General features: G+C 60.4%; 20 protein-coding genes. 18 read left to right on the top strand and 2 right to left on the bottom strand.

The window, feature by feature from the left end; genetic code table 11:
- Positions 1-108: 108 nt before the first annotated feature.
- The gene (gene rne / locus HU759_RS23200) at positions 109-3,285 is read right to left on the bottom strand and encodes a ribonuclease E (protein ID WP_186617512.1); all 3,177 of its coding nucleotides are present in this window, start codon (positions 3,283-3,285) and stop codon (positions 109-111) included.
- 756 nt (positions 3,286-4,041) lie between these two features.
- Here rne and rluC point away from each other — a divergent pair.
- The 3 genes from rluC to HU759_RS23185 are packed head-to-tail and all read left to right on the top strand — an operon-like array spanning position 4,042 to position 6,655.
- Positions 4,042-5,001: a 23S rRNA pseudouridine(955/2504/2580) synthase RluC gene (rluC, locus tag HU759_RS23195; RefSeq protein WP_056861649.1), complete on the top strand. Its 960-nt coding sequence runs from the start codon at positions 4,042-4,044 to the stop codon at positions 4,999-5,001.
- The gene (locus tag HU759_RS23190; protein WP_017138370.1) at positions 4,988-5,647 is read left to right on the top strand and encodes an HAD-IA family hydrolase; all 660 of its coding nucleotides are present in this window, start codon (positions 4,988-4,990) and stop codon (positions 5,645-5,647) included. Before rluC ends, HU759_RS23190 begins: the two co-directional genes overlap by 14 nt.
- A 24-nt stretch (positions 5,648-5,671) precedes the next feature.
- Entirely contained in the window at positions 5,672-6,655 is a 984-nt protein-coding gene (locus HU759_RS23185; RefSeq protein WP_017138369.1) for a S49 family peptidase, read from the top strand.
- A 133-nt stretch (positions 6,656-6,788) separates the two neighbouring features.
- On the opposite strand, the gene HU759_RS23180 is transcribed toward HU759_RS23185, so the two are convergent.
- The gene (locus HU759_RS23180; RefSeq protein ID WP_017138368.1) at positions 6,789-7,367 is read right to left on the bottom strand and encodes a nucleoside triphosphate pyrophosphatase; all 579 of its coding nucleotides are present in this window, start codon (positions 7,365-7,367) and stop codon (positions 6,789-6,791) included.
- A gap of 105 nt (positions 7,368-7,472) precedes the next feature.
- Between HU759_RS23180 and HU759_RS23175 the strand changes: the two genes are divergently transcribed.
- From HU759_RS23175 to HU759_RS23105, 15 genes are all read left to right on the top strand, one after another.
- On the top strand, positions 7,473-8,003 hold the full coding sequence (locus tag HU759_RS23175) for a YceD family protein (protein ID WP_186617513.1): 531 nt from the start codon (positions 7,473-7,475) through the stop codon (positions 8,001-8,003).
- A gap of 13 nt (positions 8,004-8,016) precedes the next feature.
- A complete protein-coding gene (rpmF, locus tag HU759_RS23170; RefSeq protein WP_004371305.1) occupies positions 8,017-8,199 on the top strand; it encodes a 50S ribosomal protein L32 in 183 nt (60 codons plus the stop codon).
- Positions 8,200-8,203: 4 nt separating this feature from the next.
- Complete coding sequence (gene plsX, locus HU759_RS23165; protein WP_186617514.1) at positions 8,204-9,214, top strand: phosphate acyltransferase PlsX; 1,011 nt, start codon at positions 8,204-8,206, stop codon at positions 9,212-9,214.
- Positions 9,215-9,340: 126 nt separating this feature from the next.
- Positions 9,341-10,279, top strand: coding sequence for an ACP S-malonyltransferase (gene fabD / locus HU759_RS23160; protein ID WP_099548165.1), 939 nt, complete (start codon positions 9,341-9,343; stop codon positions 10,277-10,279).
- A gap of 21 nt (positions 10,280-10,300) precedes the next feature.
- Positions 10,301-11,044 carry a 3-oxoacyl-ACP reductase FabG gene (fabG, locus tag HU759_RS23155; protein ID WP_015885432.1) on the top strand — a complete coding sequence of 248 codons (744 nt, stop codon included), beginning with the start codon at positions 10,301-10,303 and terminating at the stop codon, positions 11,042-11,044.
- 192 nt (positions 11,045-11,236) lie between these two features.
- A complete protein-coding gene (gene acpP / locus HU759_RS23150) occupies positions 11,237-11,473 on the top strand; it encodes an acyl carrier protein (protein ID WP_016973676.1) in 237 nt (78 codons plus the stop codon).
- A gap of 128 nt (positions 11,474-11,601) precedes the next feature.
- Complete coding sequence (gene fabF / locus HU759_RS23145; protein WP_017138365.1) at positions 11,602-12,846, top strand: beta-ketoacyl-ACP synthase II; 1,245 nt, start codon at positions 11,602-11,604, stop codon at positions 12,844-12,846.
- Positions 12,846-13,661, top strand: coding sequence for an aminodeoxychorismate lyase (pabC, locus tag HU759_RS23140; RefSeq protein WP_186617515.1), 816 nt, complete (start codon positions 12,846-12,848; stop codon positions 13,659-13,661). The genes fabF and pabC overlap by 1 nt, the downstream gene beginning before the upstream one ends.
- A 1-nt stretch (position 13,662) precedes the next feature.
- Positions 13,663-14,799 (top strand): endolytic transglycosylase MltG, encoded by a 1,137-nt coding sequence (mltG, locus tag HU759_RS23135; protein WP_099548163.1) that lies wholly within the window; start codon positions 13,663-13,665, stop codon positions 14,797-14,799.
- Positions 14,800-14,818: 19 nt separating this feature from the next.
- Positions 14,819-15,451 carry a dTMP kinase gene (tmk, locus tag HU759_RS23130; RefSeq protein ID WP_017138363.1) on the top strand — a complete coding sequence of 211 codons (633 nt, stop codon included), beginning with the start codon at positions 14,819-14,821 and terminating at the stop codon, positions 15,449-15,451.
- Entirely contained in the window at positions 15,444-16,433 is a 990-nt protein-coding gene (locus tag HU759_RS23125; RefSeq protein ID WP_186617516.1) for a DNA polymerase III subunit delta', read from the top strand. Before tmk ends, HU759_RS23125 begins: the two co-directional genes overlap by 8 nt.
- 63 nt (positions 16,434-16,496) lie before the next feature.
- Entirely contained in the window at positions 16,497-17,282 is a 786-nt protein-coding gene (locus HU759_RS23120) for a TatD family hydrolase (RefSeq protein WP_138449119.1), read from the top strand.
- A 446-nt stretch (positions 17,283-17,728) separates the two neighbouring features.
- Positions 17,729-18,397, top strand: a complete 669-nt coding sequence (locus HU759_RS23115; protein WP_017138360.1) for a TetR/AcrR family transcriptional regulator — start codon at positions 17,729-17,731, stop codon at positions 18,395-18,397.
- A gap of 140 nt (positions 18,398-18,537) precedes the next feature.
- A complete protein-coding gene (locus HU759_RS23110) occupies positions 18,538-19,506 on the top strand; it encodes a radical SAM protein (RefSeq protein WP_186617517.1) in 969 nt (322 codons plus the stop codon).
- A 209-nt stretch (positions 19,507-19,715) separates the two neighbouring features.
- Positions 19,716-20,321 (top strand): DUF4823 domain-containing protein, encoded by a 606-nt coding sequence (locus HU759_RS23105; protein WP_017138358.1) that lies wholly within the window; start codon positions 19,716-19,718, stop codon positions 20,319-20,321.
- Positions 20,322-20,327 lie beyond the last annotated feature (6 nt).

The following is a 20,327-nucleotide window of genomic DNA, read 5'->3' as shown; positions in this document are numbered from 1 at the left end:
TCGCAGGCAAGCCAGCTCCCACCTTTGATCTCCACAAGGCAAAAGTTGAACGCCCATAAAAAAGCCCCACCTGATCACTCAGGCGGGGCTTTTTAGTAGCGGATGGAATCAGACGAGGGGTTTAGGCTCGTGCTCTGTTTCCAAGGCCTTGTGCTCAACCGGGGCTGGAGCCTCGATCACTTCGGCAGCCGGTGCGGCAGCGGCTGCAGCAGCGGCGGCTTCAGCTTCCTTGCGGCGACGACGCACTTCACGTGGGTCGTTCGGCGCACGGCCGTTTTCGGTCAGGGCGCTGGCAGGCGCGGCTTCAACCACGGGCGCTGCGACTTCGGCAACCACTGGCGCTTCAACCACGGGTGCAGGCTCAACCACTGGGGCGGGCTCGGCAACCACTTCGGCAACCGGTGCAGGCGCTTCTTCCACTGCAGGGGCAGGTGCTGGCGCTTCAACCGGTGCAGCTGGCTCGGCAGTCCACTGGAAAGCGGTCTGTTCTTCGCGAACTTCACGCACTGCCGGGGCGGCTTCCTCGACAACCGGCGCGTCAACGACGGCTTCAACCACTGGCTGAGGCTCGACTACCGGTGCAGGCTCGACAGCAGCCACTTCGACTTCTGGTTGAGCGTCGCGCACTGGCGAGGCAACTTCCACTTCCGGAACCACTGGGGCTTCGATCGGGGCGGTGGCTTCGACGACTGGCGCTTCAACAACCGGCGCTTCAACCACTGGGGTCTCGGCAACCGGCGCCTCTACAGCCGCTGTTTCTTCAACAGCAGCGGTAGCGCGTTCAGCTTGCTCATGCGCCTGGGCTTCAGCCGGTGCGCTGATCACGGTGCTGGCAACTGCGGCGGTCACAGCCAGGCCGGCAGCCAGTTCGGCGCCCGTCGGTTCTGCGGTTGCAGCTTCGCCGTTCTCGCCGGTCTCTTCCGAGCCTTCGATCACATTGCCGTTGGCATCACGCTGACGCTCACGGCGGTTGCTGCGGCGACGCTGGCCACGGGAGCGGCGGCGTGGACGATCGCCTTCGGCGTTGTCCTGACCGTCTTCCTGCAGTTGCTCTTCACCGGTCAGCACTTCTTCTTCGCTGGTGGCAGCGGCTTGCTCGGCACGTGGTTGACGCTCTTCACGCGGTGGGCGCGGCTGGCGCTCTTCACGTGGGGCGCGTTCTTCACGCGGCTGGCGAGCCGGGCGTTCTTCGCTGGCAGCTTCGGCAGCGACGGCAGCTACCGCTGGTGCGGCGTCCAGCGGCTCGCGCAGTTCACGCACACGTTCTTCACGCTCGCCACGTGGCTTGCGGTCTTCACGTGGGGCGCGTGGAGTACGTGGCGCGCGCTCTTCGCGCGGTGCACGTTCTTCACGGGCTACAGTCGGGGTCTCTTCACGGGCTTCGCGAGGTGCACGCTCTTCACGTGGTGCGCGTTCTTCACGCGGTGCACGTTCTTCGCGGGGCTTGCGCTCTTCGTCACGGCGACCGTTGCGGTTACGGCTCTGTTGACGGCCGTTGCGACGTTCTTCGTTGCGGGCCGGGCGCTCGGTGGCCGGTTTTTCAACCACAACCGGCGCAGCAGGCTCTTCTTTACTGGCGAACAGGCTGACCAGTGACTTCACCAGGCCTTTGAACAGGCTTGGCTCAGGCATGGCGGCCGGCGCGGCAACCGGTGCAGCCACTTCGGTCGGTACCGGAGCGTTGGCACGTGCCGGTGCGGTCTTAACGGCCGCTTCCTGGCGAACCAGGGTGCGGGTCGCGGCGGCTGGCTGGACTTCTTCCACTTCGGCAGCGGCAGCAGCGATTTCGTAGCTGGACTGGCCGCTGTGGGCTTCCGGGCTGTCATCACGCAGGCGTTGCACTTCGAAGTGCGGCGTCTCGAGGTGATCGTTCGGCAGGATGACGATGCGGGCACGGGTGCGCAGTTCGATCTTGGTGATCGAGTTGCGTTTTTCGTTAAGCAGGAAAGCGGCCACCGGGATCGGCACTTGCGCGCGAACTTCGGCGGTGCGGTCTTTCAGGGCTTCTTCTTCGATCAGGCGCAGGATCGCCAGCGACAGCGATTCAACGTCACGGATGATGCCGGTGCCGTTGCAACGCGGGCAGACGATGCCGCTGCTCTCGCCCAGGGAGGGACGCAGGCGCTGACGGGACATTTCCAGCAGGCCGAAGCGCGAGATACGGCCGACCTGTACGCGGGCACGGTCAGCTTCCAGGCATTCGCGGACTTTTTCTTCCACGGCGCGCTGGTTCTTGGCTGGGGTCATGTCGATGAAGTCGATCACGATCAGGCCGCCGATGTCACGCAGGCGCAACTGGCGGGCGATTTCTTCAGCCGCTTCCAGGTTGGTCTGCAGGGCGGTTTCTTCGATGTCGCTGCCTTTGGTGGCGCGCGCCGAGTTGATGTCGATGGACACCAGGGCTTCGGTCGGGTCGATCACGATGGAGCCGCCGGAAGGCAGTTCGACCACGCGCTGGAAGGCGGTCTCGATCTGGCTTTCGATCTGGAAACGGTTGAACAGCGGAACGCTGTCTTCGTACAGCTTGATCTTGCTGGCGTACTGCGGCATCACCTGGCGAATGAAGGTCAGGGCTTCGTCCTGGGCTTCAACGCTGTCGATCAGCACTTCGCCGATGTCCTGGCGCAGGTAATCGCGGATGGCGCGGATGATCACGTTGCTTTCCTGATAGATCAGGAACGGCGCGGAACGATCCAGGGAGGCTTCTTTGATGGCGGTCCAGAGTTGCAGCAGGTAGTCGAGGTCCCACTGCATTTCTTCGCTGCTGCGGCCCAGGCCTGCAGTGCGCACGATCAGGCCCATGTCGGCAGGAGCAATCAAGCCGTTCAGCGCTTCACGCAGTTCGTTGCGTTCTTCGCCTTCGATGCGACGGGAAATGCCGCCGGCACGTGGGTTGTTCGGCATCAGCACCAGGTAACGGCCGGCCAGGGAGATGAAGGTGGTCAGGGCAGCGCCCTTGTTGCCACGTTCTTCTTTTTCGACCTGAACGATGACTTCCTGGCCTTCGCTCAGGACGTCCTTGATGTTCACGCGGCCTTCGGGGGCTTTCTTGAAGTATTCGCGGGAGATTTCTTTGAGGGGCAGGAAGCCGTGGCGCTCGGAGCCGAAATCGACAAAGGCAGCCTCAAGGCTTGGTTCGATGCGAGTAATACGGCCTTTATAGATGTTGGCCTTCTTTTGCTCGCGTGCACCGGATTCGATGTCCAGGTCATAGAGGCGTTGGCCATCTACCAGTGCAACACGCAACTCTTCGGGTTGAGTTGCGTTAATCAGCATTCTTTTCATGTTGTACCGTCGGTTTCCGGGCTGCCGGAAACGGCGTTCGGCACACACGACTTCTCACGGTCGGTGTCAGGTGCGTCAAGAGTGGTTGGCCACTCCAGTGTCCAGCAATAACGAGCCAATTGGGCCGGTATCGCGACGGACGCGTCCTGCTTGTTAGCGGTGGTGACAAAGGCACCACTTCAACAAAAGCTAAGGTCAGGAGGAGGAATCAACCGGCGACTGTGGACGAGATGAAGCGTCTTATAAGCCTAATGCTACACGGTCCGACGGTTGTGCATCTCCACCCTACACGTATCCCTGATAATTCGGGTGCTGCCGCGCGCAGAATCCGCAGCGGGTTGGCATTTACCGTGTACTCCAATGGGGAGTCCACGCTCATGGCTAAACAAGACTAGGTGTGGGCGACTGCGCTCTCACTCAGCTCTTAACAGGCGTTGTTTCCGAAGCATTCGCCGTGGTCTGGCTCAAGACTGACTGCACTTTGTGAACTGGCCGTAAATATCGGCGCAGAACGCGAGTATTCACTCTGCTTTCTGCACTCGCTTCAGGCCTCATGTCACCTGCGCTTGTTACAATCCTGAGCCTTCCAGGGTGGCAAAAGCCCCGTAGGACGGCCTCGCGTCCTGATGAATTGCGATGGTCAGGGCCGGCAGTTTGCCGCAAGTCCTCTGTCCAGGCCGCTTTTGGCGGCGTTCGCGACTATAGCAGCAATGATTAAGTGCTTCAATTCCATAAAAAATTGTTATCATCGCCGCCATGACGACTACCGCCCCCCAGACCCCCAGCGTCCAGCTGCTCGAGGTCTCGCCGGAATATGCCGGCCAACGCATCGACAATTTTCTCCTGGCCAGGCTCAAAGGCGTGCCCAAGACCTTGATTTACCGCATCTTGCGTAAAGGTGAAGTGCGCGTGAACAAAGGCCGGATCAAGCCCGAGTACAAGCTGCAGGCGGGCGATATCGTCCGTGTGCCGCCGGTGCGCGTGCCTGAGCGTGACGAGCCGGTGCCATTGGCCCAGGGCCTGTTGCAGCGCCTGGAAGCGTCGATTGTCTTCGAAGACAACAAGCTGATCGTGATCAACAAGCCTTGCGGCATTGCGGTTCACGGCGGCAGTGGCCTGACGTTCGGGGTGATCGAAGCCTTTCGTCAGTTGCGACCCGATGCCAAGGAGCTGGAACTGGTCCACCGCCTGGACCGCGACACCTCCGGCCTGCTGATGATCGCCAAAAAACGCAGCATGTTGCGTCACCTGCACACCGCCTTGCGTGGCGATGGCGTGGACAAGCGCTACATGGCATTGGTGCGTGGTAACTGGGCCAGCTCCATCAAGAGCGTGCGTGCGCCGCTGCAGAAGAGCAACCTGCGCTCCGGCGAGCGCATGGTCGAAGTGGACGAGGAGGGCAAAGAAGCCCTGACCCTGTTCAAGGTGCTGCGCCGCTTCGGTGACTTCGCCACTATGGTCGAGGCCAAGCCGGTGACCGGGCGTACCCACCAGATTCGCGTGCACACCCTGCACGCGGGCCACTGCATCGCCGGTGACACCAAGTACGGCGATGAGGATTTCTCCAGGGAAATTCGTGACCTGGGCGGCAAGCGCCTGTTCCTGCACGCCTACATGCTCACCGTGCCGCTGCCCGATGGCGGCGAGCTGAAGTTGCAGGCGCCGGTCGATGAGATGTGGGCCAAGACCGTGGAGCGTTTGAGTGTCGCACCCTGACTACAAGCTGCTGATTTTTGATTGGGACGGCACGCTGTGCAATTCCATTGGGCGCATCGTCGACTCAATGCACGCGGCGTCGACCCGTTCGGGTTTCGAGTTATGCACTGATCTGGCGGTAAAAGGCATTATCGGCCTGGGCCTGCCCGAGGCGATCCGTACCTTGTACCCCCGGATCAGCGATGCGCAACTGGTGACCTTTCGTGATCATTACGCTGATCACTACATCGCGCTGGAGGCCACGCCTTCGCCGCTGTTTGACGGCGTAAGGCAATCCCTGGAAGCGTTTCGCGCCGAGGGTTATCACTTGGCCGTGGCCACCGGCAAGGCCCGTCGCGGGTTGGATCGGGTGCTCAAGGCCCACGGGTTTGAAGATTATTTCAGTATCACCCGTGCAGCGGATGAAACCGCCAGCAAACCTCACCCTCTGATGCTGGAGCAGATCCTGGCGCATTGCGGCGTAGCGCCGCGTCAGGCGTTGATGGTGGGTGACGCTTCCTTCGACCTGATGATGGCACGCAATGCTGGCATGGACAGCGTGGCGGTCAGCTACGGTGCTCAGGCAGCCGAAGCCTTGCAGGCATACGAGCCCAGGCTGACGATTGATCATTTTTCTGAACTGCAAGCCTGGCTCAGCCGGGCCTGATAAGTCTTTGCTGGGGTTAATGGCATGAGTGACGAGTGGAAAGCGCCCGAAAAGGCCGAAAGCGGTGATGATAAAAGCTGGAAGTTGTTGGAGAAGACCCTGCTGGCCAGTGTTCAGGAGCAGCGCCGTGCACGGCGTTGGGGGATTTTCTTTAAGCTGCTGACGTTTATCTGGCTTATCGCCATGCTGGCGTTGTTCAGCCCGCTGATGGACATGGAAAAAAGCGCCACCCGTGGCAACAACTACACCGCCTTAATCGACGTGAACGGGGTGATTGCCGATAAGGAGTCCGCCAGCGCCGATAATATCGTCGGCGGCCTGCGTGCAGCCTTCGAAGATCCCAAGGTCAAGGGCGTGATCCTGCGCATCAACAGCCCAGGCGGCAGCCCTGTGCAGTCTGGCTATGTGTATGACGAGATTCGCCGCCTGCGCGGGCTGCACCCGGATATCAAGCTGTACGCGGTGATTTCCGACCTGGGCGCCTCGGGTGCCTATTACATCGCTAGCGCCGCTGACCAGATCTATGCCGACAAGGCCAGCCTCGTCGGTTCCATTGGTGTGACAGCGGCCGGTTACGGCTTTGTCGGCACCATGGAGAAGTTGGGGGTGGAGCGTCGCACCTACACCTCGGGTGAGCACAAGTCTTTCCTGGATCCGTTCCAGCCACAAAAGGCCGATGAAACCCAGTTCTGGCAGGGCGTGCTCGACACCACCCATCGTCAGTTCATTGCCAGCGTGAAGCAGGGGCGCGGCGATCGTCTGAAAGACAAAGACCATCCGGAGCTGTTCTCCGGCCTGGTGTGGTCCGGTGAGCAAGCGTTGCCATTGGGTTTGATCGATGGCTTGGGCAGTGCCAGTTCGGTGGCGCGCGATGTGATTGGTGAGAAGGAGCTGGTGGACTTCACTGTTCAGGAATCGCCGTTTGATCGCTTCTCCAAGAAACTCGGCGCCAGTGTGGCGCAGAAGCTGGCCTACTACATGGGCTTCCAGGGCCCGACGCTGCGCTGAAATATCAGCTTTGTGGTAGTTCAAAATGTGGGAGCGGGCTTGCCCGCGATAGCGCCGGGTCAGTCGACATTGAAAGTGACTGGCCCACCGCTATCGCAGGCAAGCCAGCTCCCACAGTGGTTTTGGGGTGGGCCTAGGGGATTTGCACGCCTTCAGCCAGGAGCATGTCCACCAGTCGAATCAGTGGCAGGCCGATCAGGCTGGTCGCGTCCGGCCCTTCGGTACTCTGAAACAGGCTCACACCCAGCCCTTCGGCCTTGAAGCTGCCTGCGCAGTCATAAGGCTGTTCCACACGCAAATAACGCTCGATGCGTTCTACATCCAGTTCGCGCATCTGCACGGTAAACGGCACGCAATCTACCTGGCAGTGGCCCGTCTCACTGTTGAGCAGCGCCAGGCCAGTTAAAAAACTCACGCGTTTGCCGCTGGCTGCCAGCAATTGCTCGCGGGCGTTTTCAAAGGTATGAGGTTTGCCGATAATGCGGCCATCGAGCGCGGCCACCTGATCCGAGCCGATAATCAGGTGCCCTGGATGACTGGCGGCGAGGGCGCGGGCTTTCTCTTGCGCCAGGCGCTTGACCAGCTCAATGGCCGATTCATTTGCGCGATGGCTTTCGTCGATATCCGGCGAGCTGCAGATGAACGGTAGGTGCAGGCGGGCCAGCAATTCCCGGCGATAAACCGAGCTGGAAGCGAGTAATAAAGGCAGCATGGGTGTCTCCTCGAGGCAGCCGCCGATTCTAGCGGGGCGACCAGCTGACGCACAGGGCTGAATTTCCTTTGACATGGCTGGGTGCATCCCTATAATGCTGCGCCTATGTTGAATGACCCGATTCCACCTCACGTTGACCCGCGCAAATTGGCTGATCGTGGCACCACCCTTCAAGGTGAAGTGCTGCTGGCCGATTTGGAGAGACTCTGCGACCCGCTTTCCGACAGTGTCGGTACGGTGCAGGCTAAATTCGTTTTTGAACGAGATGAACGTAAGTCTGTGGTAATCCACAGCTTTATCGACACCGAAGTCAAAATGGTTTGCCAGCGTTGTCTTGAGCTGGTCACCCTGCCGATCCACAGCGAATGCAGTTATGCTGTGGTGAAAGAGGGTGCGAATACCCAGTCGTTGCCGAAAGGTTATGACGTGCTGGAACTGGGCGAAGATCCTTTGGATCTGCATGCACTGATCGAGGAGGAGCTTTTGCTCGCCTTGCCCATTGTGCCTGCTCATCATCCGGAAGAATGCCAGCAGCCGGAGGGCCTTGATGACGAGGCCGAGCCGAGCGAGGACGAGGTAACGCGGTCCAACCCGTTCAGTGTATTGGCGCAGTTAAAGCGTGACCCAAACGTTTAGGAGTTAATCAATTATGGCTGTTCAGCAGAACAAAAAATCCCGCTCTGCCCGTGACATGCGTCGTTCGCACGATGCCCTGACGGCAAGCACTCTGTCCGTAGAAAAAACCACCGGTGAAGTTCACCTGCGTCACCACGTATCGCCAGAAGGCGTATACCGTGGCCGTAAAGTGATCGACAAGGGCGCTGACGAGTAATCACTTGTCTGCTCAAGTCATCGCGATTGACGCAATGGGCGGGGACTTCGGTCCCCGCAGCATTGTTCAGGCCTGCATTGCCAGCCTGTCCGCTACGCCCTCGCTGCACCTGACCCTCGTCGGTCAACATTCCCTACTTGAAGAACTGATTGCCAGCCATCCGGCGGTGGATCGCGCGCGCCTGACAGTTACTGCGGCCAGCGAAACCATCAGCATGGATGAAAAGCCCGCGGCGGCCTTGCGTGGCAAGCCCGACTCTTCAATGCGGGTGGCCCTTGAGTTGTTGCGTGATGGCAAGGTGCAAGCCTGTGTCAGTGCCGGCAATACCGGGGCGTTGATGGCGTTGTCGCGGCATGTGCTCAAGACGCTGCCGGGGATTGATCGGCCAGCGATGGTGGCGGCGATTCCGACGCAGAAAGGCTATTGCCAGCTGCTGGACCTGGGTGCAAACGTCGATTGCAGTGCCGAGCACCTGCTCCAGTTCGCGGTGATGGGCTCGGTGGCCGCTGAGGCGTTGGGTGTGGTCCGGCCACGTGTGGCGTTACTCAATATCGGCACCGAGGACATCAAGGGTAATCAGCAGGTCAAGCTGGCTGCGACTTTGTTGCAGGGCGCACGGGGCTTGAACTACATCGGTTTTGTCGAAGGTGACGGCTTGTACCGAGGCGAGGCGGATGTAGTGGTGTGCGACGGTTTTGTCGGCAATATCCTGCTTAAGTCCAGCGAAGGCCTGGCGACTATGATTGCCACGCGTATCGAGGCCTTGTTCAAGCAGAACCTGGCCTCACGCATGGTCGGCGCGCTGGCGTTACCGTTGATGCGCCGCCTGCAGGCCGACCTGGCACCGGCACGGCATAATGGCGCGAGTTTTCTGGGGCTGCAGGGCATTGTGGTAAAAAGCCACGGCTCTGCAGGTGTGCAGGGCTTTCAAAGTGCGATTGCGCGGGCATTGATCGAGATCCAGGAAAACCTGCCGCAACGCTTGCAAGGGCGTCTTGAGGATCTGTTGCCTTAGGCGAATCGGCCCGGGAGTGCTTAAATGTGACCGGCCAGTTCAATTGACCATCCAATCTGTCAGTTTCGTTCGCGCCCACCTTCGGTGCGAGCATTTTTGACGACCAGATCATTAGGGGCTTGTTACATGTCTACATCCCTCGCATTCGTCTTTCCAGGGCAGGGTTCGCAGTCCCTCGGTATGTTGGCCGAGCTGGGCGCGCAACATCCACTGATCCTGGAAACTTTCAAGGAAGCTTCCGATGCCCTGGGTTACGACCTGTGGGCACTGACCCAGCAAGGGCCGGAAGAGCAACTCAATCAAACCGATAAAACCCAGCCTGCGATCCTGACCGCCTCGATCGCCCTGTGGCGCTTGTGGCTGGCCGAAGGCGGCGCGCGCCCGGCCTACGTCGCCGGTCACAGCCTGGGCGAGTACAGCGCCTTGGTGGCCGCCGGCAGCCTGACCCTCTCTGAAGCGGTCAAGCTGGTCGAGCGTCGTGGTCAGCTGATGCAAGAAGCTGTTCCGGCCGGGCAGGGCGGCATGGCCGCTATCCTCGGCCTGGACGACGCTGTGGTGATCGAAGCCTGTGCCGAAGCGGCCCAGGGCGAAGTGGTCAGCGCGGTGAACTTCAACTCCCCTGGCCAGGTGGTCATCGCTGGCGCCAAGGCCGCTGTCGAGCGCGCCATTGAAGGCTGCAAGGCCCGTGGTGCCAAGCGCGCCTTGCCGTTGCCGGTGAGCGTGCCGTCCCACTGCGAGCTGATGCGCCCGGCTGCCGAGCGTTTTGCCGAGTCCATCGCCGCCATCAATTGGCAAGCGCCGCAGATCCCGCTGGTGCAGAACGTCAGTGCGGCCGTTGCCGCCGACCTCGACACCCTCAAGCGCGACCTGCTGGAGCAGCTTTACAAGCCGGTACGCTGGGTTGAGTCGGTACAGACCCTGGCTGCCAATGGTGCCACTGAGTTGGTCGAGTGCGGCCCGGGCAAAGTCCTGGCCGGCCTGAACAAGCGCTGCGCCGATGGCGTGTCGACTGCCAACCTCAATACCCCGGATGCCTTCGCTGCCGCGCGCGCGGCACTGGCCTGAAACCCTTTAGGAGAAGCCTGCATGAGTCTGCAAGGTAAAGTTGCACTGGTTACTGGCGCAAGCCGTGGCATTGGCCAGGCGATCGCCCTGGAACTGGGCCGTCAAGGCGCCGTTGTGATCGGCACCGCCACTTCCGCTTCGGGCGCTGAGCGTATTGCTGCCACCTTGAAGGAAAACGGCGTACAGGGCACCGGTCTTGAGCTGAATGTGACCAGCGACGAGTCTGTTGCTGCTGTGCTGGCTGAAATCACTGCACAGTTCGGCGCACCGGCTATTCTGGTGAACAACGCCGGTATCACCCGTGACAACCTGATGATGCGCATGAAAGACGACGAGTGGTACGACGTGGTCGATACCAACTTGAACAGTCTGTTTCGCCTGTCCAAGGGCGTTTTGCGCGGCATGACCAAGGCGCGTTGGGGCCGAATTATCAATATTGGCTCCGTAGTGGGTGCCATGGGCAACGCAGGCCAAGTAAACTATGCCGCGGCCAAGGCCGGTCTGGAAGGTTTCAGCCGTGCATTGGCCCGTGAAGTCGGTTCGCGTTCGATTACGGTCAACTCGGTGGCCCCAGGGTTCATCGACACCGATATGACCCGCGAACTGCCGGAAGCTCAGCGTGAAGCTTTGCTGACCCAGATTCCGCTGGGCCGTCTGGGCCAGGCTCAAGAGATCGCAAATGTGGTCACTTTCCTGGCATCCGACGGTGCGGCATACGTGACTGGGGCTACAATCCCGGTGAACGGCGGGATGTACATGAGTTAAATTGTGACGGATCGCTTCAAAAAAATGTCATACGAGCTGTCTAAAATCCGTTATAAAGCTGCAACTTAATTTATAGGCAGGTGGTCGGTCGGGTACGAGGGTGAAGCTTTCAGTTGAAAAGCTGAAAAGGCTTTCTATACACTTACCCACTGGCCAGCTGCCTGAATTTGTCCATTAGGAGTTAAACAAGGTATGAGCACCATCGAAGAGCGCGTCAAGAAAATCGTTGCCGAGCAACTGGGCGTTAAAGAAGAAGAAGTGACCAACTCCGCTTCCTTCGTTGAAGACCTGGGTGCCGATTCCCTTGACACCGTTGAGCTGGTGATGGCTCTGGAAGAGGAATTCGAGACCGAAATCCCGGACGAAGAAGCTGAAAAAATCACTACTGTTCAAGCTGCTATCGACTACGTTACTGCCCACCAGGCGTAATAGTTTGTAGTCGTCGCTTGCTGTCAGGGAAAAACCGCACTGCTGTAACGGCGTGCGGTTTTTTCTTTAAGCGGTGATGAAAAGTAAGCTGCGAAGCAAAGTGTCGTCATTAGAAAAAGGAGAGTGCTGTGTCGCGTAGACGCGTCGTAGTCACCGGTATGGGTATGTTGTCGCCACTGGGTACGGATGTGCCGAGCAGTTGGCAGGGCATTCTGGCTGGCCACAGTGGTATCGGTCTGATCGAACACACGGACCTTTCAGCCTATTCCACCCGTTTTGGCGGCTCGGTAAAGGGCTTCAATGTCGAGGAATATCTCTCGATCAAAGAATCCCGCAAGCTCGACCTGTTCATTCAATACGGCCTGGCAGCCGGTTTTCAGGCGGTGCGTAATGCCGGCCTGGAAGTCACCGACGCCAACCGTGAGCGCATCGGCGTGGCCATGGGTTCGGGTATTGGCGGTTTGACCAATATCGAAGAAACCAGCCGCACGCTGCACGATTCCGGCCCCCGTCGAATTTCACCGTTCTTCGTGCCGGGCTCGATCATTAATATGATTTCCGGTTTCCTGTCCATCCACTTGGGTGCCCAGGGACCTAACTACGCCATTGCCACCGCGTGCACCACCGGCACGCACTGCATCGGCATGGCGGCGCGTAACATTGCCTATGACGAAGCCGACGTGATGATCGCCGGTGGCGCCGAAATGGCTGCCTGCGGCCTCGGCATGGGTGGCTTCGGCGCGTCCCGTGCGCTGTCGACGCGCAATGACGAGCCGACTCGCGCCAGCCGTCCGTGGGACAAGGGCCGTGATGGCTTCGTACTGTCCGACGGTGCCGGTGCGCTGGTACTCGAAGAGCTGGAACACGCCAAGGCGCGCGGTGCCACCATCTACGCCGAGTTGATTGGCTTCGGCATGAGCGGTGACGCCTACCACATGACCTCGCCGCCGTCCGACGGTGCCGGTGCTGCGCGTTGCATCACCAACGCTTTGCGCGACGCGAAGGTCAACGCCAACCAGGTGCAGTACATCAATGCCCACGGCACTTCGACCCCGACTGGCGACCTGGCGGAAGCCGAAGCCATCAAGTCGGTGTTCGGTGAGCACGCCTACAAGCTGGCGGTCAGCTCCACCAAGTCCATGACCGGCCACCTGTTGGGTGCGGCGGGCGCGGTCGAGGCGATCTTCAGCGTCATGGCCATCAAGGATCAGGTCGCTCCGCCGACCATCAACCTCGATGAGCCGGACGAAGGCTGCGACCTCAACTTCGTGCCTCACGAAGCGCAACCGATGCCGATCGATGTGGTGATCTCCAACTCGTTCGGTTTCGGTGGCACCAACGGTTCCCTGGTGTTCCGCCGGTTCGCCGAGTGATGCACAGCTGGGTCGACGGTCAGCCAGCGGACAACGTGCCCCTGAAAGATCGTGGCCTGGCGTACGGCGATGGCCTGTTCGAGACCATCGCCGTCAAGGCCGGGCAGCCGGTGCTGCTCGACCGCCACCTGCAACGCCTGGAGGCGGGTTGCAGGCGCCTGGCCCTGGTTGCGGACCACACGCTGATCCGCAGCGAAGTGCTGGCCTATGCTGCAGCCTTGGGCAATGGTGTACTCAAATTGATCCTCACCCGTGGCGACAGCCTGCGCGGCTATGGCATCAACCCTGGCGTCCCCGTGCGCCGTATCTTGCAGGGCAATCCGCCCGCTGCTTATCCTCTGGCCCATGCAACCGATGGCATCCGCCTGTTTGCGTGCGCCACTCGCTTGGCCGAGCAGCCGTTGCTGGCCGGTCTCAAGCACCTTAATCGTCTTGAACAGGTGATCGCCCGCGCCGAATGGCAGGACGCCGAACATGCCGAGGGTTTGATGCTGGATATGTCCGGCCGCGTCATCGAAGGCGTGTTCAGCAACCTGTTCCTGGTGCGCAATGGCTTGTTACTAACCGCTGATCTGAATCGTTGCGGGGTTGCCGGCGTCATGCGTGCCGAGATTCTGGCCCAGGCGCAAACCCTGGGCATCCCGGTGGCCGTGGCCGACATCAGCATGGACCAGTTGCAACAGGCCGACGAAGTTTTCGTGTGCAACAGCGTTTATGGCATTTGGCCCGTACGTGGTTGCGCCGGGATGAGCTGGTCGGTTGGGCCGCTCACCCGTAAACTGCAGGGCATTGTTCGCGCGCTATTGGAAATTTGAGTTGATACGAAAACTGGTTTTACTGCTGCAGATCAGCCTGGTCTCGGCAGGCTTGCTGCTGGGCTTCTCGGCCTGGAAGCTCGACTCTGCGCTGAAGCAGCCCCTGAATCTGACCCAGGAACAATTGCTGGATGTACCCGCCGGGGCCACCCCGACGGGCACCTTCAATCGCCTTGAAACCGAAGGCGTGCTGGATGGCGCCTTCTGGTTGCGCCTGTACTGGCGCTTCAACCTCGAAGGCCAGCCGCTGCACAGCGGCGAATACCGCATGACCCCAGGCCTGACTGCCGAAGGCCTGATCGGCTTGTGGCAGCGTGGTGAAGTGGTGCAATACAGCCTGACATTGGTGGAAGGCTGGAACTTCCGCCAGGTGCGTTCAGCGCTGGCCAAACACGAAAAGATCGTGCAGACCCTGTCGGGGCTGAGCGACAACGAAGTGATGGACAAGCTCGGCCACCCTGGCGTGTTTCCCGAAGGGCGATTCTTTCCTGACACCTACCGCTTCGTGCGCGGCATGACCGATGTCGAATTCCTGAAAAAAGCCTACAACCGCCTGGATGATGTACTGGCCCAGGAATGGAGCCAACGCGCCGCAGATGCACCGTATACCGACCCTTACCAGGCGCTGATCATGGCCTCCCTGGTAGAAAAGGAAACCGGTGTGCCGCAAGAGCGCGGCCAGATCGCCGGGGTGTTCGTGCGCCGCCTGAAAATCGGCATGCTGCTGCAGACCGACCCTACGGTGATCTACGGCCTGGGCGAGCGCTACACCGGCAAGCTGACCCGCGCGCACCTCAAGGAAGCCAACCCCTATAACACCTACATGATTGCCGGCCTGCCGCCGACGCCGATCGCCATGGTCGGCCGCGAGGCGATCCATGCCGCCTTGAACCCGGTGGCCGGCAGCAGCCTGTACTTCGTCGCCCGGGGCGATGGCAGCCATATTTTCTCCGATGACCTGGATGCGCATAATGCCGCCGTGCGTGAGTTCCAGCTCAAGCGCCGCGCCGATTATCGCTCCAGCCCGGCACCGGCGGTAAAACCGCCGGAAGACGCGACACCACCGGCCGATGCCGCCCCGGTTGAAAAAACCGCCGAGCCAGCGCCGGACGCCGCTGCGCCGCAAAGCCCGCAATGACTCTGACTAAGGACTGCCTGTGACTGGCTTGTTTATTACCCTGGAAGGCCCGGAAGGCGCCGGCAAAAGCACCAACCGCGATTACCTGGCCGAGCGTTTGCGCGCTGAAGGCATCGAGGTGCTGTTGACCCGTGAGCCCGGCGGTACGCCGCTGGCCGAGCGCATTCGTGAAGTGTTGCTGGCAACGGGTGAAGAACAGATGAACCCGGACACTGAGCTGCTGTTGGTGTTTGCCGCCCGCGCCCAGCATTTGGCCGAAGTGATTCGCCCGGCCCTGGCACGGGGTGCTGTGGTGATTTGCGACCGTTTTACCGACTCCACTTATGCTTACCAGGGCGGCGGGCGCGGCTTGTCCCTTGAGCGCATCGCCAGTCTGGAGGCTTTCGTCCAAGGCGACTTGCGCCCCGACCTGACCCTGCTGTTCGACCTGCCGATCGAAGTCGGCATGGCTCGCGCCAGTGCCCGTGGGCGCTTGGATCGGTTCGAGCTGGAAGGTTCGACATTCTTCAATGCGGTCCGTAGCGCGTTCCTGCAGCGCGCCAAGGCTGAGCCTGCGCGTTACTCCTTACTGGACGCAGCCCAGCCACTGGCGCAGGTACAGCAGGCCATCGATGCTCTGCTGCCCGAACTTCTGGAGCGCGCCCGTGGCTGAAGCCTACCCGTGGCAGGACAGCCTCTGGCAGCAATTGGCCGGGCGCGCCCAGCATGCCCATGCCTATTTGCTGCACGGCCCCATCGGTATTGGCAAGCGCGCCCTGGCCGAGCGCCTGATGGCCAGCCTGCTGTGCAAGCAACCGATCAATTTGGAAGCCTGCGGCGAGTGCAAATCCTGTCTGTTGCTCAAGGCCGGTAGCCACCCCGACAACTACCTGCTCGAACCTGAAGAGGCCGATAAGGCGATCAAGGTCGACCAGGTGCGTGACCTTGTCAGCTTTGTGGTGCAGACCGCACAAATGGGCGGGCGCAAAGTAGTACTGATCGAACCGGTGGAGGCGATGAACATCAACGCCGCCAACGCTTTGCTCAAGAGCCTGGAAGAACCGTCGGGCGACACTGTGCTGCTGCTGGTGAGCCACCAGTCCAGCCGCCTGTTGCCAACCATCCGCAGCCGTTGCGTGCAGCAGGCCTGCCCGCTGCCGAGCGAGGCCATGAGTTTGCAATGGCTGGCGCAGGCGCTGCCGGAATGCTCTGCCGACGAGCGTGTCGAGTTGCTGACCCTGGCTGCCGGTTCACCCTTGGCGGCGGTTAAGCTGCAGGCCCAAGGCGTGCGTGAGCAACGCGCACTCGTGGTGGATGGCGTCAAGAAGCTGCTCAAGCGGGAACAGTCCGCCACGCAACTGGCCGAAGGCGCCTGGAAGGATATCCCGTTGCTGCTGCTGTTCGACTGGTTCTGTGACTGGTCGAGCCTGATCCTGCGCTACCAGTTAACCCAGGACGAAAATGGCCTCGGCCTGCCGGACATGCGCAAAGTGGTGCAGTACCTGGCGCAAAAAAGTGCGCAGGACAAGGTGCTGAACATCCAGGACTGGATTTTGGCCCAGCGCCAGAAAGTCCTCGGCAAAGCCAACCTCAACCGCGTGCTGTTGCTCGAAGCACTGCTGGTGCAATGGGTTGGCTTGCTCGGCCGGCGTTAATTTCCGTGGCCGACGGGTGTATCGTTGGCCAGACACTTTCCATGAATTAAGTCGTACTTTCCTATGCTCGTAGATTCCCACTGCCACCTTGATCGCCTCGACCTCGCCCAACACGGCGGCTCCCTCGACGCCGCCCTGGAAGCGGCACGCCAGCGTGGGGTAGGGCACTTCCTGTGCATCGGCGTGAGCGCGGAGAATGCCGCCGACGTCAAAGCCTTGGCTGATCGATATGCCGATGTCGATTGTTCGGTCGGTATCCACCCGCTGGACCTCAAGCCGGGTGAAGCGCCGGCCCTGGATTGGCTCTTGAACGAGCTCAACCACCCACGCGTGGTGGCGATTGGCGAAACCGGCCTGGATTACCACTACGAGCCTGAAGCCGCCGAGCTGCAGCAAGCCTCCTTCCGCCTGCACCTGCAAGCGGCCCGGCAGACTGGCAAACCCGTGATCGTCCACACCCGAGGCGCTCGCGCTGACACCCTCACGCTGTTGCGCGAAGCTGCCTTGCCCCAGGCCGGCGTGCTGCATTGCTTTACCGAAGACTGGGACATGGCCAAGGCCGCGTTGGACCTGGGTTTCTATATCTCCCTGTCGGGCATCGTCACCTTCCGCAACGCCGACGCCTTGCGTGACGTGGCGCGTCAGGTGCCGGCCGACCGCCTGCTGGTGGAAACGGATTCGCCTTATCTTGCGCCGATTCCCCATCGCGGCAAGCCAAACCTGCCGGAATACGTGCGTGATGTAGCCGATTACCTGGCGATGCTGCGCGGCGAATCCGTTGAGCGCTTTGCCGAGCAGACCACCGAGAACTTCAAGCGTCTGTTTCCGCTGGCGCACGTGGCCGGTTGAGGCGACCAAATCGCAGGCAAAAAAAACCCGGGTTCTGGGGGGTGAATCCGGGCTAAGACCATTAGGAGTAAAACAAGGGTACACAGTCCGTCGGTACCCAGGTCGACGCGTCACTTGGGGGAGATGTCACGCCGACAGTTCAAGTATTGATCAGTATCCGATTCAGTCCAGTCGCGATTGGTCGTTTTTTAAACAGATTTGGAATACGCGCGCTTCGCTTGAGTTCTCATTGAGCGGATGCACGGCTGCAGTTGTTGCGTATTATTTCTGACTGATACCCGGCCATTCGTTGGCGCGCTGAAACTAAAGTGCGCGGTGGGTTCACATAGGCGTTGCCCAACGACCGTTCAGTCGGGATAATCCCTCGCATCGGGTAAATCGTATCGCCACGTATCCGTGGCCCTGCGTAACCCTCCCTAATTCCGACCTCTGCAGACCTCTTCCTCATGCACAAAGAACCCCGTAAGGTCCGTGAGTTTCGCCGCCGTGAGCAGGAAATTCTCGACACCGCGCTCAAGTTGTTCCTCGAACAAGGTGAAGACAGCGTCACCGTCGAGATGATTGCGGATGCCGTGGGTATCGGCAAAGGCACGATCTACAAACACTTCAAATCCAAGGCCGAGATCTACCTGCGGCTGATGCTCGACTACGAGCGCGATTTGAACGAGCTGTTGCATTCGGCTGATGTGGACAAGGACAAGGAGGCGCTGTCACGCGCCTATTTCGAGTTCCGCATGCGTGACCCGCAGCGCTACCGCCTGTTTGACCGCCTGGAAGAAAAGGTGGTCAAGGGGCATCAGGTGCCGGAAATGGTCGAGGAGCTGCACAAGATCCGCGCCTCGAACTTCGAGCGCCTCACCCTGCTGATCAAGGGCCGCATCAGCGAAGGCAAGCTGGAAGACGTACCGCCGTATTTCCACTACTGCGCCGCCTGGGCATTGGTACATGGCGCCGTTGCGCTGTACCACTCGCCGTTCTGGAGCAATGTGCTGGAAGATCAGGAAGGTTTCTTCCAGTTCCTGATGGACATTGGCGTACGCATGGGCAACAAGCGCAAGCACAGCACTGAGCTGCCGAGCGCTGAGCCCAAGAGCGGCGACGCTCCCGCTGTTTAAGCTATTCCCGACAGTGATGGCGCAATGATTTGCTGCCGCTTGCAGTACCCCAGGAATATACTCAGGCAAGGACGCTTGCTAAAAGCTGATTTTTCAGTCAGCTTTTAGCGCGCCTGAACCATCCTCTGCCGGAGTGTTCCATGATCGTTGATCGTCAAGGCAGGCGATTTCGCAATTTGCGGATCAGCCTGACCTCAGCCTGCAATTACGCGTGTACCTACTGCGTGCCAAACGGCAAGCGGCTGGTGGCTGCCCAGGACGAACTCTCGGCCGAGGCCATGGCGCGTGGCGTTGCCTATCTGATCGAAGCTGCCGGCATCGAGCGTTTGCGCATCACCGGCGGTGAACCGCTGGTCAGCCCCAAGCTGGAAGCCTTCATGGGCGCCGTGGGCGGCATGGGCCTCAGTGATATCAGCCTGACCACTAACGGCCAACTGCTGGCGCGCAAGTTGCCACTGATGGTCGACGCCGGTATTCGGCGCATCAACGTGTCCCTCGATACCCTGGATGCTGACGCTTTCCGCAGCATCGCTCGTGGCGGCGACCTGGCCACCGTGCTCGATGGCATGGACCAGGCCCGCGCCGCCGGCATCAAGATCAAAGTCAATATGGTGCCGCTGCGCGGGCAGAACCTGGACCAGGTGATGCCGCTGCTCGACTACTGCCTGGAGCGCGGCTACGAGCTGCGCTTTATCGAATTGATGCGCATGGGCCACCTGGCCAAGGATTCCAATGCGTTCCTGCAGCAGTTCGTCAGCTTGCAGCAACTGCTCAGCCTGATCGGCGAACATCACGAATACCTGCAAGCCAACGCGCCGATTGATGCCACGGCGGTGCGCTATGAAGTGCCGGGCAAGGGCTTCTTTGGCGTGATCGCAAATGAAAGCGTGCCGTTCTGCCGCACCTGCTCGCGCCTGCGCTTGTCGTCTACCGGTTGGTTGCATGGCTGTTTGTCGTCGAGTAACCGCCATTACGTGGGCGACCTGCTGGACCAGCCGCGTCATCAGGCGCTGCCGGCCTTGCAAGGGTTGCTGATGAAAGCGCTGGGCGATAAGCAGGAAGTGGCCTTCTCTGGCGGCGCCACGGTCATGAAGATCATCGGCGGCTAACACCGCACACAATCGAATGTAGGAGCAGGCTTTTTGTGGGAGCTGGCTTGCCTGCGATTGCATCACCTCGGTGTACTTGATGTACCTGGGTGTCTGCATCGCAGGCAAGCCAGCTCCCACATTTGGTTATGCATCGTTCTTGAATGGCGCGGATTCTGCATTAAGTGCCCATTCGCCGGTTTTCCGTCACCGGCTTCTGGAGGATTAGGATGCGTAGTCTGGTTTTGTTGCTGGCGTCAGTGGCGCTGAGTGGCTGCATGACCGTCAGCGATATGGCCGAAGGCACCCGCTATCAGATGAGCGACGCCGGGCTGCTGGACCACAGTGATACCCGCCGTACCGCGTCGGTGCGCATACAGCCGGACTCCTTTGTGTTTATTGCCCAAGGCGCCTTTGTACCGCCGGGCAGTGCCTATCCGCGACCTAACGTGGTGGCCGAAGAAGCCTTCAACGGCTTCGTCGAATATTTCCCGATGGTGCGCCGCGCCCGCAAGCCGGAAGGCCTCGAACAAGCCATGGCCGAAGCCCGTGCGGCAGGCGCTCACTACCTGCTCTATTGCCGCTTTGCGGCAGCCGATGACCGTATTGGCAATGCCGATGAGTGGACCGACCAGCAAGCGTTGGACCGTGTCGGCCTGGACAGCGGCGTGATCCAGATCATGTTGATCGAGACCAGCACCCAGTATTTGATTGATACTGCACGCATTCGCAGTCGTGGCGGTTTACTGACGTTCCACGACAACAAGCCAGAAGACTTGATTGCCCGCCCGCTGGCCCAATACGCCCGTGGCCTGTTGGGGATGGGTGATCAATAAAAATCC

This window comes from Pseudomonas sp. OE 28.3, from assembly GCF_014268205.2.
In the GTDB taxonomy this organism is placed as follows: domain Bacteria; phylum Pseudomonadota; class Gammaproteobacteria; order Pseudomonadales; family Pseudomonadaceae; genus Aquipseudomonas; species Aquipseudomonas edaphica.
Note: the sequence above shows the minus strand (reverse complement) of the source record. Positions and strands in the feature narration are given on the sequence as shown.